General features: G+C 49.5%; 13 protein-coding genes and 1 tRNA gene. 9 read left to right on the top strand and 5 right to left on the bottom strand.

Annotated features, from left to right (window positions below):
• Positions 1-76: 76 nt before the first annotated feature.
• From KCG43_RS04110 to pepA, 3 genes are read right to left on the bottom strand one after another with little or no spacing between them, the layout of a single operon-like run.
• Positions 77-2,938: a valine--tRNA ligase gene (locus KCG43_RS04110; protein WP_218383474.1), complete on the bottom strand. Its 2,862-nt coding sequence runs from the start codon at positions 2,936-2,938 to the stop codon at positions 77-79.
• Between the two features lie 26 nt (positions 2,939-2,964).
• Positions 2,965-3,405 carry a DNA polymerase III subunit chi gene (locus KCG43_RS04105; RefSeq protein ID WP_192015482.1) on the bottom strand — a complete coding sequence of 147 codons (441 nt, stop codon included), beginning with the start codon at positions 3,403-3,405 and terminating at the stop codon, positions 2,965-2,967.
• Between the two features lie 49 nt (positions 3,406-3,454).
• Entirely contained in the window at positions 3,455-4,963 is a 1,509-nt protein-coding gene (gene pepA, locus KCG43_RS04100) for a leucyl aminopeptidase (RefSeq protein ID WP_192015483.1), read from the bottom strand.
• 193 nt (positions 4,964-5,156) lie between these two features.
• Between pepA and lptF the strand changes: the two genes are divergently transcribed.
• Positions 5,157-6,257 (top strand): LPS export ABC transporter permease LptF, encoded by a 1,101-nt coding sequence (lptF, locus tag KCG43_RS04095; protein ID WP_218383472.1) that lies wholly within the window; start codon positions 5,157-5,159, stop codon positions 6,255-6,257.
• Positions 6,257-7,327, top strand: coding sequence for an LPS export ABC transporter permease LptG (lptG, locus tag KCG43_RS04090; RefSeq protein ID WP_192015485.1), 1,071 nt, complete (start codon positions 6,257-6,259; stop codon positions 7,325-7,327). The genes lptF and lptG overlap by 1 nt, the downstream gene beginning before the upstream one ends.
• A gap of 76 nt (positions 7,328-7,403) precedes the next feature.
• Here the strand turns inward: lptG and KCG43_RS04085 are convergent, their stop codons facing one another.
• On the bottom strand, positions 7,404-7,898 hold the full coding sequence (locus KCG43_RS04085; RefSeq protein ID WP_225445135.1) for an RDD family protein: 495 nt from the start codon (positions 7,896-7,898) through the stop codon (positions 7,404-7,406).
• 254 nt (positions 7,899-8,152) lie between these two features.
• Between KCG43_RS04085 and KCG43_RS04080 the strand changes: the two genes are divergently transcribed.
• Positions 8,153-8,239 (top strand) — tRNA-Leu (locus tag KCG43_RS04080).
• A gap of 154 nt (positions 8,240-8,393) precedes the next feature.
• Here KCG43_RS04080 and KCG43_RS04075 read toward each other — a convergent pair.
• Positions 8,394-8,993: a TetR/AcrR family transcriptional regulator gene (locus tag KCG43_RS04075; RefSeq protein WP_218383471.1), complete on the bottom strand. Its 600-nt coding sequence runs from the start codon at positions 8,991-8,993 to the stop codon at positions 8,394-8,396.
• A gap of 124 nt (positions 8,994-9,117) precedes the next feature.
• On the opposite strand from KCG43_RS04075, the gene KCG43_RS04070 reads away from it, so the two are divergent.
• The 6 genes from KCG43_RS04070 to KCG43_RS04045 all read left to right on the top strand — a co-directional run bounded on the left by KCG43_RS04070 (position 9,118) and on the right by KCG43_RS04045 (position 16,378).
• On the top strand, positions 9,118-10,206 hold the full coding sequence (locus KCG43_RS04070; RefSeq protein WP_218383470.1) for an MBL fold metallo-hydrolase: 1,089 nt from the start codon (positions 9,118-9,120) through the stop codon (positions 10,204-10,206).
• Between the two features lie 161 nt (positions 10,207-10,367).
• Positions 10,368-10,667 carry an EAL domain-containing protein gene (locus KCG43_RS21490; protein ID WP_192015675.1) on the top strand — a complete coding sequence of 100 codons (300 nt, stop codon included), beginning with the start codon at positions 10,368-10,370 and terminating at the stop codon, positions 10,665-10,667.
• A gap of 345 nt (positions 10,668-11,012) precedes the next feature.
• Positions 11,013-12,722 carry an aspartate-alanine antiporter gene (gene aspT / locus KCG43_RS04060; protein ID WP_218383469.1) on the top strand — a complete coding sequence of 570 codons (1,710 nt, stop codon included), beginning with the start codon at positions 11,013-11,015 and terminating at the stop codon, positions 12,720-12,722.
• Between the two features lie 57 nt (positions 12,723-12,779).
• Complete coding sequence (locus tag KCG43_RS04055; RefSeq protein ID WP_218383467.1) at positions 12,780-14,372, top strand: bifunctional aspartate transaminase/aspartate 4-decarboxylase; 1,593 nt, start codon at positions 12,780-12,782, stop codon at positions 14,370-14,372.
• Between the two features lie 269 nt (positions 14,373-14,641).
• Positions 14,642-15,517, top strand: a complete 876-nt coding sequence (locus tag KCG43_RS04050; protein ID WP_218383465.1) for a mechanosensitive ion channel family protein — start codon at positions 14,642-14,644, stop codon at positions 15,515-15,517.
• Between the two features lie 321 nt (positions 15,518-15,838).
• Entirely contained in the window at positions 15,839-16,378 is a 540-nt protein-coding gene (locus KCG43_RS04045; protein WP_218383604.1) for a GNAT family N-acetyltransferase, read from the top strand.
• The last annotated feature ends 11 nt before the right edge of the window (positions 16,379-16,389 follow it).

The following is a 16,389-nucleotide window of genomic DNA, read 5'->3' as shown; positions in this document are numbered from 1 at the left end:
TCAGCATGCCGAAAAACAGGATAAAAAAAGAGGCCATCCGGCCTCTTTTTTGTTTTTTGATGTCGACGGACATCGCTTACAGCGCTGCGATGGTCGCTTTCTGCTCTTCCAGTTTAATCAGGGTTTCTTTGTAACCTTCCAGCTTCTCGCGCTCTTTGGCCACCACGGCTTCCGGGGCTTTCGCCACGAAACCTTCGTTACCCAGTTTGCCCGCGATGCGTTTGATCTCGCCCTGTGTCTTGGCCATTTCTTTGTCCAGACGCGCCAGCTCGGCGTCTTTGTCGATCAGGCCAGCCATCGGGATCATCAGGGTAGACTTGCCGACCAGTGCCGTGGCACAGGCTGGGGTTGCTTCGCCGTCTGCCAGCACCTGCAGGCTGTCCAGCTTCGCCAGCGCCACCAGAACGGCCTGATTTTGCTGCAGGCGGGCCGCGTCTTTGTCATCAGCGGCTTTGAGCATCACATTCAAACCTTTACTTGGTGCGATGTCGTACTCGGCGCGCAGGTTACGGATGCTGGTGATGAATTGCTTCACCCACTCGATGTCAGCCAGTGCGTCCGCATTGAAGTTTGCGTCATCATACTGAGGCAGTGCCTGAGTCATGATGGTGTCGCCTTCTACGCCTTTCACCAGTGGTTTCACGCTCTGCCAGATGGTTTCCGTGATGTACGGGATCACCGGATGGGCCAGACGCAGAGTCTTCTCCAGCACAGTGATCAGAGTACGGCGGGTCGCACGTTGCTGGGCTTCGCTGCCTTTCCACAGCACTGGCTTGGTCAGCTCCAGATACCAGTCACAGAACTGGTTCCAGATGAACTCGTAGATCGTGTTGGCAGCCATGTCCAGACGGAAGTTTTCAATGTGGGCATTGAACTCTTTCGCGGCCAGCTCGAACTGCGACTCGATCCACTTGTCAGCCAGTGAGTATTCCAGCTCGGCACCGTCGGCAAAACCGCAATCCTGATCTTCGGTGTTCATCAGCACGTAGCGGCTGGCGTTCCACAGCTTGTTACAGAAGTTACGGTAACCTTCCAGGCGTTTCATGTCCCAGTTGATGTCACGACCGGTGGACGCCATGGCGGCCAGGGTGAAACGCAGGGCATCGGTGCCGTAAGGTTCAATGCCGTTTTCGAACGTCTTGCGGGTATTCTTCTCGATCTTCGCCGCCAGCTTTGGCTGCATCATGTTGCCGGTACGTTTCTGTACCAGAGACTCCAGATCAATACCGTCGATCATGTCGATCGGGTCCAGCACGTTACCTTTCGATTTCGACATTTTGTCGCCGTTCTCATCACGGATCAGACCGGTGACATAAACGGTTTTGAACGGTACCTGGGCTTTGCCGTCTTCGTCTTTACAGAAGTGCATGGTCATCATGATCATGCGGGCAACCCAGAAGAAGATGATGTCGAAACCTGTCACCAGCACATCTGACGGGTGGAAGACTTTCAGATCGTCCGTCTGCTCCGGCCAGCCCTGGGTGCCGAAGGTCCACAGGGCAGAGGAGAACCAGGTGTCCAGCACGTCATTGTCTTGTTTCAGCACCACGACAGGGGCCAGGCTGTACTTCTCACGTACTTCTTCTTCGGTGCGGCCCACATAGACCTTACCGTCGTTGTCGTACCAGGCCGGGATGCGGTGACCCCACCACAGCTGACGGGAAATACACCAGTCCTGTACGTCGCGCATCCAGGAGAAGTACATGTTCTCGTACTGCTTAGGTACGAATTTGATATCGCCGTCTTCAACCGCTTTCACCGCCGGTGCAGCCAGCGGGGCAGTGCGCACGTACCACTGGTCGGTCAGCATGGGTTCGATCACTACGCCACCACGGTCGCCGTAAGGGACAGTCAGGTCGTGATCTTTGACTTCATCCAGCAGACCCAGCTGATCGAACTCGGCCACGATGGCTTTACGCGCTTCGAATCGTTCCATGCCCTGGTAGGCAGCCGGAAGGTCGGTGCTGTAAGCATCTGTGGGTTCGCCATTGCTGTTAAAGACTTCAGCTTCGTTGCGGATGTTGGCATCGAAGGTCAGGATGTTGATCATCGGCAGGCTGTGGCGTTTACCGACTTCGTAGTCGTTGAAATCGTGCGCCGGGGTGATTTTTACACAACCCGTGCCTTTTTCCATGTCGGCGTGTTCGTCACCGACAATAGGGATGCGACGATTGATGATTGGCAGCAGAATGTGCTGGCCGATCAGATCTTTGTAACGTGGATCTTCAGGGTTAACCGCAACGCCTGTATCACCCAGCATGGTTTCAGGACGGGTGGTAGCAACCACAATGTAGTCTTTACCGTCTGCGGTTTTGACACCGTCGGCCAGCGGGTAGCGGAAGTGCCACATGTGGCCTTTCTTGTCTTTGTTCTCGACTTCCAGATCCGAAATGGCGGTGTGCAGCTTAGGATCCCAGTTTACCAGGCGCTTGCCACGGTAAATCAGATCGTCTTCATACAGACGCACGAAGACTTCACGCACGGCGTTAGACAGCCCTTCGTCCATAGTGAAGCGTTCGCGATCCCAGTCAACAGAAGCACCCAGGCGGCGCAGCTGTTTGGTGATGGTGCCGCCGGATTCGCCTTTCCATTCCCAGATCTTGTCGATGAAGGCATCACGACCGTAATCGTGCTTGGTTTTGCCTTCTTCTGCTGCGATCTTACGCTCCACAACCATTTGAGTCGCGATACCAGCGTGGTCAGTACCGACCTGCCACAGGGTGTTTTTGCCTTTCATGCGCTCACAGCGGATCAGGGTATCCATGATGGAATCCTGGAACGCGTGGCCCATGTGCAGGCTGCCCGTGACGTTTGGCGGTGGGATCATGATGCTGTAGGCATCTTTCGTCGTGTCACCGTGAGGCTTGAAGTAACCTGCCTCTTCCCAGCGCTTATACAGCGCTTGTTCAATCGATTGTGGGTTGTATGTCTTTTCCATAGCGCTCTTGATGGATCTAGGTGGAATTAGGGCGATTCAGGCGCAGGTGTGGTCTGCAATTGAATGCCTGCCAACCGGTACGCTTTATAGCGTTCGCGGGCCTGCTGCTTGAGTTTTTCATCGCAAGGCACGAAGTCTACCACTTGTGCAAAGGTCACGGCAAAATTTGGTGCATCCTGACTGAGATTGATCAGTATTGCCCGGCGACCGCTGTGTCGCAGGCCGGGCCAGCCGATTTCAACCGGAGAACCCTGTCTGGGGCCTTCTCCAATCAGGTTGTGGGGCACGAAGTTGTCCGGATCTTGCTGCCAGAGGTATTCGTCCAGCCATTCGGCCTGCTCACGGGTTTCCGCCAGCAGGAACACAGACTGGCCTTGCTGATACCACCATGCTGCTTGCTGACCGGCCAGTTTCAGCCTCGCCTCAGGTTCGGCGTCGTCAATGATATAAAAGGTAGCATGGCTCATAATGTCTTATCCGAAAAAAGGGGCCGGCTGGCCCCTCTGTCGATGATGGTTAATCGAGGTTTTCCAGCCCGGCCCGGTTGAGCAGGAACTGGACCAGCAAAGGTACCGGACGTCCGGTTGCGCCTTTGTTTTTACCGCCTGTCCAGGCGGTCCCTGCGATGTCGAGGTGCGCCCAGTTATATTTCTTGGTGAAGCGCGACAGGAAGCACCCTGCGGTAATTGTGCCAGCGCCCGGTGTACCTATGTTGGCCAGATCCGCAAACGGGCTGGCCAGCTGTTCATGGTATTCATCGTTCATTGGCAGGCGCCATGCGCGGTCGCCGGCCTGCTCAGAGGCGTTGACCAGCTCATGCGCCAGCGGGTTATGGTTAGCCATCAGACCGCTGATGTGATTGCCCAGGGCCACTACGCAGGCGCCGGTCAGAGTGGCGACGTCAATCACGCACTCAGGCTCAAAGCGCTCAACGTAAGTCAGTGCGTCACACAATACCAGGCGGCCTTCGGCATCGGTATTGAGCACTTCCACGGTTTGCCCTGACATAGTGGTCAGGATGTCACCCGGACGGTAGGCATTGCCGCCCGGCATGTTTTCACAGCCTGCCAGCACGCCTATCACATTGATGGGCAGATTCAGTTTCGCCAGTGAACGCATGGCACCGAATACGGTAGCCGCGCCACACATGTCGTATTTCATCTCGTCCATGTTGGCTGACGGCTTGATGGAAATACCGCCTGAGTCAAACGTCAGACCTTTACCGACCAGCACCAGCGGCTTGGCATTAGGATCAGGGTGACCTTTGTACTCAATGATCGACATCATGGCTTCATTTTTCGAGCCCTGGCCCACGGCCAGATACGAGGTCATGCCCAGCTCTTTCATTTCCTGCTCGCCAATGATTTTGGTGCTGACGGTGTCGAAGTCGTCTGCCAGCCGGCGGGCCTGAGAGGCCAGGTAGGCCGGATTCGCCACGTTAGGCGGCATATTGCCCAGATCTTTCGCTGCGCGGACACCTGAAGCGATCGCCAGACCATGGCTGATAGCACGTTCACCCAGTGACAGCTCGCGGCGTGTCGGGACATTGAAAACCAGCTTGCGCAGCGGGCGGCGGGTTTCCGGCTTGGTGCTCTTGAACTGGTTAAAGGTGTAGAGGCTGTCTTTGGTGGTCTCAACCGCCTGACGGACTTTCCAGTAAGTATCACGGCCTTTAACGTGCAGTTCAGTCAGGAAGCAGACGGCTTCCATTGACCCGGTTTCATTCAGCGTGCTAATAGTTTGCTTAATAATTTGTTTGTACTGGCGTTCATCCAGCTCACGCTCTTTACCACAGCCAACGAGTAAAACGCGCTCGGAAAGAACGTTCGGGACATGGTGAAGCAACAGCATCTGGCCAGGCTTTCCTTCCAGATCACCACGACGCAGCAGGGAACTGATGTAACCCTCGCTGATCTTATCCAGTTGTTCAGCAATTGGAGAGAGGCGGCGTGGTTCAAAGACGCCAACGACGATACAGGCACTGCGCTGTTTCTCGGGGCTACCACTTTTTACACTGAACTCCATGCGTACTCCTACATCCTATAAAGACAATTAGGGCTAAATGTTAGATAATACCGCACTTACTTGTTGGTTCTTGAATTCAGGTTAAGATCAAAGTGCAGGCTGACAGTTAGCCGAAAGATAAAAAAATAACTGATTTACCGGAAAATTATAGTGATTCCAGCAAAAAAACAAGTTTTCTATGGGTATATAACGCGTGATTATTGTTCGTTATTTGACACGTGAGACAATCAAGAGCCAGGTAGCGGTCCTTTTTGTATTGTTTCTTATCTTTATCAGTCAGAAGTTTATCCGCATTCTGGCTGATGCGACAGACGGATCCATTCCTGGTGATCTGGTGCTGACTCTGATGGGGCTTTATATGCCCTCAATGGCGATGCTGATGCTGCCGTTGAGTTTATATATTGGGATCCTGCTCACTTTCGGACGATTATATGCCGAAAGTGAAATCACGGTAATGAATGCAACCGGTATCGGGAACACCTTCCTGATCCGGGCGGCATTGTGGCTGGCGATTATCACAGGGGCAATTGCGGCGTTCAATGCGCTGTGGCTGGCTCCCTGGAGTGCCGAAAAAGAAACTCAGGTCATGGAGAAAGTGGAAGCAGACTCAGGTCTGGATCTGTTGGTGAAAGGCCAGTTTCAGGGCGCGCCGGATGGCCGTGGCGTGGTGTTCGTCGATGATATTTCTGACAAGGGCAGCAAGCTGCACCGGGTATTCGTCGCACAGCCGACTGCCAGTAACACATTGCGTCCCAGTGTGATGTTTGCCAACAGCGGTACTGTGGATGTACTCAAAGATGGCCGCCAGGTTCTCGATCTTCAGGATGGCGTCCGCTATGAGGGACTGCCGACCCGTTTGGACTATTCCATCACGGCTTTTGATAATTATCAGGCGGTGATTGGCCAGCGTGCAGTCAAAGAAAAAGATCGTGACTGGGATGCATTGCCAACTCTGGCCCTGATGCAGCGGCCAGAACTGGCGGCCCAGGCCGAATTCCAGTGGCGGATGTCCCTGGTGATCTGTATCCCGCTGCTGACCATGGTGGTGGTGCCTTTATCGGCAGTGAATCCGCGGCAGGGGCGCTTTGCCAAACTGGTGCCTGCGGTGCTGATCTATCTTTGTTATTTCCTGGCGATCAGCGCGGCGAAATCGGCGGTGGAAGATGGTGGGCTGCCGGTCGGTGTCGGATTGTGGAGTATTAATATTGTCATGCTGTTAGTGGCGATTGGGCTCAACAGTTGGGACTCGCTGCCAATGCGACAATTCAGAGACAAATTCCGGAGACGCGGCTGATGTTTAAAATTCTCGACTGGTACATTGGCCGTACCATTATTGCCACTTCTGCTCTGACGCTGTCGACCCTGGTGGGTCTGTCAGCCATCATCAAATACGTGGAACAGCTGCGTAAAGTGGGCGACGGGACGTACGATTTATGGAAAGCATTACTCTTTGTGCTGCTCAGCGCACCACGTGATATCGAAATGTTCTTCCCGATGGCAGTATTGCTGGGAGCGCTGATAGGTCTGGGCACACTGGCGTCCAGTTCAGAGCTGGTGGTTATGCAGGCGGCAGGCTTCTCTAAGCTGGATATCGGCCTGTCGGTGCTGAAAACCGCTGTGCCACTGATGTTGCTGGTGATGGTGCTGGGGCAGTGGGGAGCCCCGGAAGCGCAGAAAGCAGCGCGGGAATTACGTGCGATCTGGACTTCTGGCGGTAATGTGTTTTCGGTACAGCGCGGGGTCTGGGCCAAAGATGATAACGACTTTATTTACATTGGCCGAATTCATGAACAAACCAATCTTAACGCGATAAACATCTGGGAATTTGATGAAAAAGACGCGCTGAAAGACAGTTTGTTTGCCCGCTCTGCGACTTTTCTCGACGGAAAAGGCTGGGAGCTGAAAGATGTCACTGTGACCCACATTGGCGAAGAAAAGCAGGAAAATACCCATTTCGACACCAAAATCTGGCAGACCAGTCTGACCCCGGATAAGCTGGCCGTGGTCACAGTCAAGCCGGAAGAACTGGCACTTTCAGGTGTATACGATTATGTGCAGTATTTAAAAGACACCAAGCAGGATGCCTCCCGCTATGAGCTGGCATTCTGGCGTAAAGCCCTGCAGCCGTTCTCAATAGCCGTCATGATGCTGCTGGCTCTGTCTTTCGTTTTCGGGCCGTTACGTTCCGTAACTATGGGTGCACGGGTACTGTCCGGGGTGATCTTCGGGTTTGCTTTCTACATTTCTAATGAAGTGTTCGGCCCGCTGAGTATGGTGTACCGTTTGCACCCTGTTATAGGTGCGTTGGGGCCAAGTCTGGTTTTCCTCTTTATTACCCTCTATCTGCTCCGACGCAAACTCTGAGTCTGATGACAGGCTCCGATGACAGATAGACAAAAGGCGCCGTTCAGGCGCCTTTTTTGCACGTTCGATCTGCCGATCAGTTGGGTTTTGGCAGCAGCACCATTTCACATTCTGCCATCAAATCCTGCAGTGATTGTTTGGTGTGGCTGAAAGGCACCAGCAAATTGCCCAGGCCAAAGGCCGATGTCGCCATGCGGATAAGGGCTTGGGTAAAACGAATATTTGAACCATCGGCATTTTGAATGCGCAGCTTCCAGGCGCGCATTCCCAGAGTCTGGCCAGCCTTGCACCAGAAATAGCCAAAGAAGGCGACTATGGTGGCACCCAGATACACAGAGTATATCGGTGCAGCAACCGGATGCCGGGTGAGATATTCACTGGCATCAGCATAGTTGCCCAGGCTCAGTGCGCCGCTGCTGAGCAGCAGAGCAATAATGGCCATGGCAAGGCCGCCTGCCAGCATCAGTACCGCTGCGACGACCAGAGCGTCATAAATCCAGGCCCCGATCCGGCGAAATAGCCCCGGATATTGTTTGGTTTGCGTCATGTCCTTTTTCACTGTTGTTGTCATGGTTCCACCAGAAAGAGTAAAGAGGGCAGGCAAACCTACCTGCCCTAAAAAAACTGCGGCACAGTGTAGCAATAGTTCCAGGCTCAGGGTACTCAAGTCGCGAGTTACCGTGCCATTGCACCTCATAGTGTCGACTGGATTGGCAACATTATGCATGGGAAAAAGCCGCAGTGATGAAAAATGCAGCAAACGGTGTGTCACTCTTCATAAAGTTGCTTGCACATCAACACCGTATACGTATAATGACCGCCATTGCCCGGGTGGCGAAATTGGTAGACGCAGCGGATTCAAAATCCGCCGGTGGTAACACTGTGCCGGTTCAAGTCCGGCCCCGGGCACCAACTTCAACGACAAAGCCTCGACGAAAGTCGGGGCTTTGTCGTTTCTGCCGCTCAAAAACTTACGCTCGCTTTTTTCTTGTCATCAACCTGCGAGAGGCGAGCTTAAGCCTTTTTATCCTCATTCAATTGTGCATGAAAATGTCAGTGGCGGGATTTAGTGTACAGAGCCATACCTTGCCACAAACATCTTCACTGTTTCTTCGATCACGCTTTGCTCATCGGCATTCTCTAGTGCGCTGAACCCATAGAGTTTCGGGTAAAACGTAAAGGCTTTCAGCTGGTAGACAAACTGCCGCGCTGCGAAGTCGCAATCTTCCACCATCAGCACACCGGCTGAATTGGCTTCCTGTAAAAATTGCACCAGCGCAGTCATACAGCCGATGTCTGTATTATCAAGCGACTGCATCAGTTCGGGTTGCTGCAACATTTGCATAAAGGCAATTTTGGCGATGCGTAACAGCTGCGGTGAGGTCAGTAGGGCGACCTCCTGCCCGGCAATTTCTGTCAGCTGCTCTGCAATGTCCCGACTAGCATTAAAGGGTTTGTCCACTCCCTTGCTCAACTGCTCAAACATGCGTGCCAGGATAGCTTCAAACAGTACCTGCTTGGTGGCGAAGTGGTTATACACGGTGCGCTTTGAGACGCCGGCCTCACTGGAGACCTGATCCATACTTGTCTGTTCGACTCCCTGCTGATGAAACAGGGTTTCAGCGGCGTCCAGAATCGCCAGCCTCTTTTTCTCTGATAACGTCATGCCAGTCCTCACTATTCACCCCGGCATTGTAGCCAAACGCAAAAAAACTTGCACTACAGAGTTTACTTTTCTTTGTTTGAGTGTAAAACTACACCGTATAGTTTACTTTATTGGGTGGGGAAACATGCGTATCTGTCGATGGGCATTAACCTGTGCCGTGGGTATAGCAGTCGGAGTGATGATCGTGAATAACAACTTATCTGCCGAGATGACGGAAACCGCCGCTCAGTCTGAGCGCTTTTATGAAGGGACCTTTCATAATGCCAAACACCGCGAGCAGCCGGGCTTGATGAAGACACTGGGTATCCTGACTCGCTATATCACAGAGAAGCGGGTGGATGTATCGCCCAGCAGTGCAGTACCTGTCCAGGCGTTGAGCAGAGGGCAGTTGGATGCGCTGAGCACAGATGCCATTCATGTCGTTAAATTAGGCCACTCTTCCATCTTACTCAAAGTGAATAGTGAGTACTGGCTGCTTGATCCTGTGTTTTCTGAGCGCGCCTCGCCTTTTTCATTTTTAGGGCCTAAGCGCTTTCATCCTGCGCCTATCAGCATAGATGCATTGCCGCCTATAGATAAAGTGCTGATTTCCCATAATCATTATGACCATTTAGATAAAGCGGCGATAAAACAACTGGCCGCGAAAACCTCGCAGTTTCTGGTGCCTCTGGGGGTAGAAGGTGATTTGAAAGACTGGGGCGTTGATGAAGCGAAAATCCTGACATTTGGCTGGTGGCAGGAACACCAGAGCAGGGATGCCATGATAGCGTTTACGCCGACCCAACATTTTTCAGGACGCGGACTGACGGACGCGAATCAGACCTTATGGGGATCATGGGTGATCAAAAAGGAGGACACCAGTTTGTATTTCAGTGGCGATTCCGGTTATTTCGACGGTTTTAAGGCCATCGGGCACAAATACGGCCCTTTTGATCTGACTATGATCGAAACCGGCGCTTATGATAAAGACTGGGCCAGCGTGCATATGACGCCGGAAGAATCGGCACAGGCCCATCTGGACTTACAGGGCAACATCATGATGCCCATCCACAACGGAACTTTTGATCTGGCGTTTCATGCCTGGTACGAACCGTTGGAACGTATCCGCTCGGTCTCCAAAGAGCGCGGTATTACTCTCACAACCCCTGTATTTGGCCAGCCAATGGCGCTGACACAGCTTCCTGTCACCACAGCCTGGTGGCGTGAGATCTGAGCCGTCAGAATTGAGCCCCGGATATAATGAAGCCCCTGCTTGTAAGAGCCGGGGCTTTTTACTTCATTGCAGGCCATTGACCTGTAGCGTTGGGGAAGAAATAAATACTGCATCTTGCTGATAAATGAATTGATTAGAGCGCTACAGTGCGCAAAATCTGAATCTCAGAAGGCATATTTATACAGATATCAGAGCCGGGCAGAAGAAAGCACACGCTTAAAATCTATGAAAAAGGCCCGATACTACCTTGCTGGTTTATTCCTGTCGCAGAGGAGAAGGGGTTTAACCTCGATATTGGCAACTGGGTGCTGAGGCAGGCAGTGTCAGATATTCATAGATTAAATGGCGAGCTGGGCACACAGCTGGCAGTGCCTATCAATATTTCCAGACGTCAGTTACAGGCTGAACATCTATATTCCTTGACTGATTATGATGACGAACACTCTGCAGGTCTCATTTAAATGACAAATTTAATATTTATATTCACTCATTTTGTACAGGTAAATTAACCAGGGGAAAAACTTCACATAGAGCATGTTTTATAAATATCAAATATTTATTTCGACATGTTTCACACTTTAACTCAATCCTTTTCTTTAGTGTGAGTGTTATTTTATTTGTGTATTTATTTCCTTAAAAAACAATGCGATATGTGTGTTTTTTCTGCGCGGGTGAAGCGGTTTCATTATCAGGTTTTCTTGACGAATATGTACTCGGGTATACACTCAATGAGTTCCCTGATTGAGCGATGGTTTTGTATTTAGCTTGGGAGCGAAATACGAAAGGATGTTTAATTGGAGTAAAAGATGGACTTAATTCACAATCTCTTCACCTCAACACCTCTTATTGCTTTATTTGTTACACTTGCTCTTGGTTATCTTGTCGGGAAAATATCAATAGGAAAGTTTGTATTAGGCGGCGTTGCTGGCACGCTTCTTATGGGGGTTCTGGTTGGTCAGTTTGGTGTCGAAATCGATGGCGATGTGAAAAGTGTTTTCTTTGCTTTATTCATTTATGCCGTGGGATTTCAGGGGGGACCACAATTTTTCAAAGCAATCAACTTTCGTACGATCAATATATTGCTTTCTGCAGTAGTCATGACTTTAAGCGGATTGCTCGTTGTGCTCTGTACCGCGTGGCTATTTGATTTAGATCGTGGAACAGCGGCTGGCCTGGCTGCTGGCGGACTCACACAATCAGCCATTATTGGTACTGCCGGTGATGCAATAGCTAAGCTTCCTGGTATTTCTTCAGATGTTGTTCATACAATGCAAACCAATGTTGCTGTTGGGTATGCAGTCACATATATTTTTGGCTCTCTTGGACCTATTTTGATGGTTTCTATTATTCCGGCCATTATGGGATGGAATATTCGTCAGGAGGCACTGAAGTTAGCTGAAAAACAAAGCTCAGGAAAACCTGAGTTAGAACCTGGTCAGTTCAATGCATTAACGTTTTTGGTGTCGAGGGCCTATAAAGTGACGCCTGAGTCGTCCGTTTACGGTAGGACGATCTCTGATATTAATAACGATTTGCTAGATACAGCGATAGAGTTGGTTGAACGCGATGGGGAAACAATCAATCTGGATCAACTGAAAACGCTTAATGAAGGCGATATCGTCACTGTGACTGGACGACGTGATGCTATTAGCTCAGAGCAGCTTACATTTGGTCAAGAAATCAGCCTACCTGCCGATCAGGTTTTGGTCGAGGAAGACAGAGAACTTATTATTCAAGACCCAAGCTTAATCGGAAAAACGCTGCAGGAAATTAAACAAAATATCAATCGTGATGAATATCGTGGTGTCTACATTACTCATTATAAACGGGGTGGAGAAGCTGTTGAAATTACACCTGACTTGATAGTGAGAAAAAATGATGTGATCCAGCTTACTGGGGCACCCAAAGATATTAACCGTATTGAAAGTCGTATCGGTCGCCGTTTGGGGTCTGCATTTGTCACTGATTTTGTACTATTTGGTTCCGGTATGGTGCTTGGATTTCTTATCGGAATGATCCATTTTAAAATTGCAGGTATTCCCGTCACTATTGGATCGGGTGCCGGTTGTCTTGTCTCTGGGCTTATTGTTGGGTGGCTTCACAGTCGTCGCCCCAGTAATGCCTCTTTCCCGCTAGGAGCGTCAAATTTTGTTCGTGATATTGGCCTTGCTATATTTGTTGGAATTGTCGGTTTGGAGGCTGGTCCTCAGGCAGTAGAAACCATCAAGGAACATGGTATGGCACTGCTGTTCATGGGGGTCGGGGTTACCATTATTCCGCAGATTATCGGATTTTTGATTTCTTACTATATTTTGAGAATTAAAAATCCGGTTGAAGTGTTGGGTTGTCTAACGGGTGGACGAAGTGCAAATCCAGGTTTTGCTGCATTGCTTGAAAAAACAGAAAATGCGACTCCTGTTTTTACCTTCACTGTTACCTATGCTGTCGCCAATGTGCTTTTAACACTTTGGGGGCCGATTATTGTCGGTGTTATATCCGTAAATGCAGGTATGTGATGTTTATTTGATAGTGATTAATACACCTGATCAATGCATTGAAAAAGGAAAAGTATCATGACTGATAACAACATTTCACAGTTCGAAAACTTAAGTCCATTTGAGTTAAAAGACAAGCTTATTGATGCGGCAAAGTCTGTTCCTGATCGCCTGCTTCTTGATGCAGGGCGTGGTAATCCCAATTTTCTAGCGACACTTCCCCGTAGGGCTTTTCTGCGATTAGGAGATTTTGCCATAGAAGAGGCTGAGCGAGCTTATTCGTATCTTGATGCGGGCTTTGGTGGTATCCCTAATGGGCAAGGAATGGTGGAACGCTTTGATACATTTGCGCGTGATAACAGTAACACGGTAGGTATCAGTTTCCTGCAACGGGCCATGAGCTATGCACAAGATCGATTGGGTATTAATAAACAAGACTTTTTACATGAATTCGTATTAGCTTTTCTGGGGTGTAATTATCCTGTACCTCCTCGGATGCTGACGCATGCCGAAACAATAGTGAAAGAATATATCTGTCGCGAAATGTATGGCTCAATGCCGCTGTCTCAGGATTTTGACCTGTTTGCCACGGAAGGGGGGACGGCATCTATGACATACTCCTTCCATACATTATTTACGAATGGCTTATTGGCAAAAGGCGATAAAATCGCACTGATGACGCCAATATTCACCCCTTATCTAGAAATTCCTGAACTAGAAGAATATGAACTTGACGTTGTTGAAGTTCGCCTAAATGAAGAAACCTGGCAATTAGATGACAGCGAAGTTGAAAAACTGGCAGATCCTGCTATTAAACTTCTGTGCGTCGTGAATCCGGCTAACCCTGCTTCAGTCCGACTATCAAATGAGTCTCTGGACAAAATTGCACGTTTAGTTGAAAACCAAAGACAGGATCTGTTTATTATTACAGACGATGTGTATGGCACTTTTTCCGATGACTTTATCTCATTGTTTGCTAAATGCTCATATAACACTATGTGCGTTTATTCGTTTTCAAAATATTTTGGCGCGACTGGATGGCGACTGGGTACCACTGCGATTCATCATAAAAATGTATTTGATGATGCGATTCAATCTTTACCTGAGAGTAAGCTAAAGTCTTTGGATCAACGTTATCAAACACTCCTTCCTAATCCAAGAGAGCTTCGTTTTATTGATCGTATGGTTGCCGATAGCCGAAATGTAGCTCTTAACCATACGGCTGGGCTTTCATTGCCTCAACAAGTTCAAATGGCATTGTTTTCCCTATCATGCCTGATGGATTCTGCAGAGGTTTACAAATCAGCTTGTAAGCGAATTATTCGTGAACGCTATAATACGCTTTATAAAAATATTGGTGTGATACCTGAACATTCAGATGAAAGTGTCGACTACTATACCTTACTGGATTTGGATATTTTAGGTGTCAAAATGTATGGCCAGGAGTTTGTCGACTGGTTTAAAACTAACAATAAAGGTAAGGGATTTCTCTTCCGACTGGCAGAGCAAACTGGCGTGATTCTGCTACCCGGAAAAGGTTTTGATGTTATTCATGGTTCTGCTCGTGTTTCATTGGCTAACTTGACTCATTATGAGTATGAGTTGATTGGTCGTGAAACCCGGAAAGTTCTTGATGAATATTACACAGATTATTTAGAAAGCAAAAAGTAGATTTATACGATCTGTATAAACAATCTTCTGGACAGGATAGCGATTTCATCAATCTTGTTAGCGATAAAAAAGCAGCGAAAGATATCATATCTTTCGCTGCTTTTGTCTGATCACATCACTATAGACTCAATAATCTGCTTTACAACCTCACTGACTATGGGCGAGACTTCTCCCTGTAAGTTTTATGGTCAATGTTTTGTGCTGTTTGCTGCTGTGCAGGGCGCGATAATCTGCTAACAGGTTGAATGCTAACTATGTGGGATCCTTTATTGGAAAAAATTGAGCTGGTCATCATGTACTTTTTGACCCACAAACTCTTGCTCAGTCTGTGTGTCATACTGCTGGTGATCGTGATCCGTCGTGTCACCATCACGCGGATCCGTGGCGAGGTTAATTTTCTCAGTGAAGATCAGCGAAAATGGATCTCGCGCACCAAAAATGGTGCTTTTACCTTATTGCTGCTGACCCTTTTTCTATTATGGGAATCGGAAATCAGCAAGTTTGCCCTGTCGCTGACCGCCATTGCAGTGGCCCTGGTGGTGGCATCGAAAGAAATCATTCTCTGTATTACCGGCTCCCTGCAGCGTGCCAGTTCCCGTTCGTTCCGAATTGGTGACTGGATTGAAGTGGGACCAGTTTACGGCGAGGTTATCGAGCATAATCTGATGGCTACTGTGATTCAGGAAATTGCCCTGCAGCAAGGCCAGTACCATTACACGGGCAAAACCATTACTTTGCCGAACAGTATGTTTTTTACCGTGGCGGTAAAAAACCTGAATTTCATGAAACGCTATGTTTATCATGTGTTTACTGTCACAGTGAAAGAAACGGTGAACCTCTATCCTATGGTTCCTGTTCTGTTGGATAAAATTGACGAACATATCGCCGACTTTATCGATATAGCCAGACGCTATAACCATATGATTGAGCGCCATGCCGGGGTCGATTTACCGGGTTCAGATCCGCATATTTATATCACCACGACCGCCACGGGTGAGCAGCAGGTGCACTTTAAGCTGTTTTGTCCGACAGTGCAGGCAGCCGAACTGGAGGCGAGAATCCGGGAAGACTTTATGACCCTGTACTGTGAACAATACCTGCCTGTTGCCGCCAAGGCTGTCGAGCTGGAATACCAGTCGGCCTGACCCGCGCTGCATGAATTACAAAATCAATCGCAAAAAAGCAGCGCCCTGAGGCGTTGCTTGGCTTTTGCACAAACTGATTTTCATTGAACACAACACAGTTCGGGTGGTGAATGATCACCACTGTGATTGAAGCAAGTTGCAGGCCAGCATGCGTTCAGTTTCAAGTCTTTGAAAGTTAGAGCACTAAAATGGCTCTACTTGGGTTTTCGGTCTGGCAATTGCATTTTGCAGTTGCTTCTTGCAACCCCACTCAGAATTTGCAATTTGAAAAGGCACAAGGCATTGTGCTACCGGATGTATAAGTATTTAAGGATGACACGTATGTTCAGTCAGGCCGTTGATCAGGATATCGAACTGGTTCTGGTGCAGCCCTCTTTCGCTGCCCGTTATGTCGAGCTGGTGAATGCGCATTTTGATTATCTGGCCCAGTGGCTGGCCTGGCCGCCACACTGTAATACCGAGGCGGATTTTACCGATTTTATCCGTCGCTCCCTGCATGATTACGCAGAGGGGAAATCCCTGGTGTGCGGCATTTTTTACCGGGGACAACTGGTCGGCAACTGCAGCTTTAATACCATAGATTACAGCCTGAAAACGGTGGATATCGGTTACTGGCTGGCGGCCGATTTTCAGGGGCAGGGCATTATTACCCGGGTATGCCGCCATCTTTGCTGCCTGGCGTTTGACCACTTTGCTATGGAGAAAGTGGTGATTTCAGCCGCGGTTGAAAATACGGCGAGCAGAGCGGTAGCGGAACGTCTGGGCATGAAGCTGGAAGGAGTGATCACCCGCAGTGAGAACCTCAACGGCCGCATCCTTGATCATGCTATTTATGCCCTCCATCGTGATTCAGAACATTAAAGATTGTAAGG

Source organism: Photobacterium sp. WH24 (assembly GCF_019204055.1).
In the GTDB taxonomy this organism is placed as follows: domain Bacteria; phylum Pseudomonadota; class Gammaproteobacteria; order Enterobacterales; family Vibrionaceae; genus Photobacterium; species Photobacterium arenosum.
The sequence above is the reverse complement of the archived record's forward strand: the minus strand, read 5'-3'. Positions and strand labels throughout refer to the sequence as shown.

Excerpts from the sequence above, each read along its gene's own strand:
- KCG43_RS04110 (WP_218383474.1), bottom strand. The coding sequence starts at position 2,938 with ATGGAAAAGACATACAACCCACAATCGATTGAACAAGCGCTGTATAAG.
- KCG43_RS04105 (WP_192015482.1), bottom strand. The coding sequence starts at position 3,405 with ATGAGCCATGCTACCTTTTATATCATTGACGACGCCGAACCTGAGGCG.
- pepA (WP_192015483.1), bottom strand. The coding sequence starts at position 4,963 with ATGGAGTTCAGTGTAAAAAGTGGTAGCCCCGAGAAACAGCGCAGTGCC.
- lptG (WP_192015485.1), top strand. The coding sequence starts at position 6,257 with ATGTTTAAAATTCTCGACTGGTACATTGGCCGTACCATTATTGCCACT.
- KCG43_RS04085 (WP_225445135.1), bottom strand. The coding sequence starts at position 7,898 with ATGACAACAACAGTGAAAAAGGACATGACGCAAACCAAACAATATCCG.
- KCG43_RS04075 (WP_218383471.1), bottom strand. The coding sequence starts at position 8,993 with ATGACGTTATCAGAGAAAAAGAGGCTGGCGATTCTGGACGCCGCTGAA.
- KCG43_RS04070 (WP_218383470.1), top strand. The coding sequence starts at position 9,118 with ATGCGTATCTGTCGATGGGCATTAACCTGTGCCGTGGGTATAGCAGTC.
- aspT (WP_218383469.1), top strand. The coding sequence starts at position 11,013 with ATGGACTTAATTCACAATCTCTTCACCTCAACACCTCTTATTGCTTTA.
- KCG43_RS04055 (WP_218383467.1), top strand. The coding sequence starts at position 12,780 with ATGACTGATAACAACATTTCACAGTTCGAAAACTTAAGTCCATTTGAG.
- KCG43_RS04045 (WP_218383604.1), top strand. The coding sequence starts at position 15,839 with ATGTTCAGTCAGGCCGTTGATCAGGATATCGAACTGGTTCTGGTGCAG.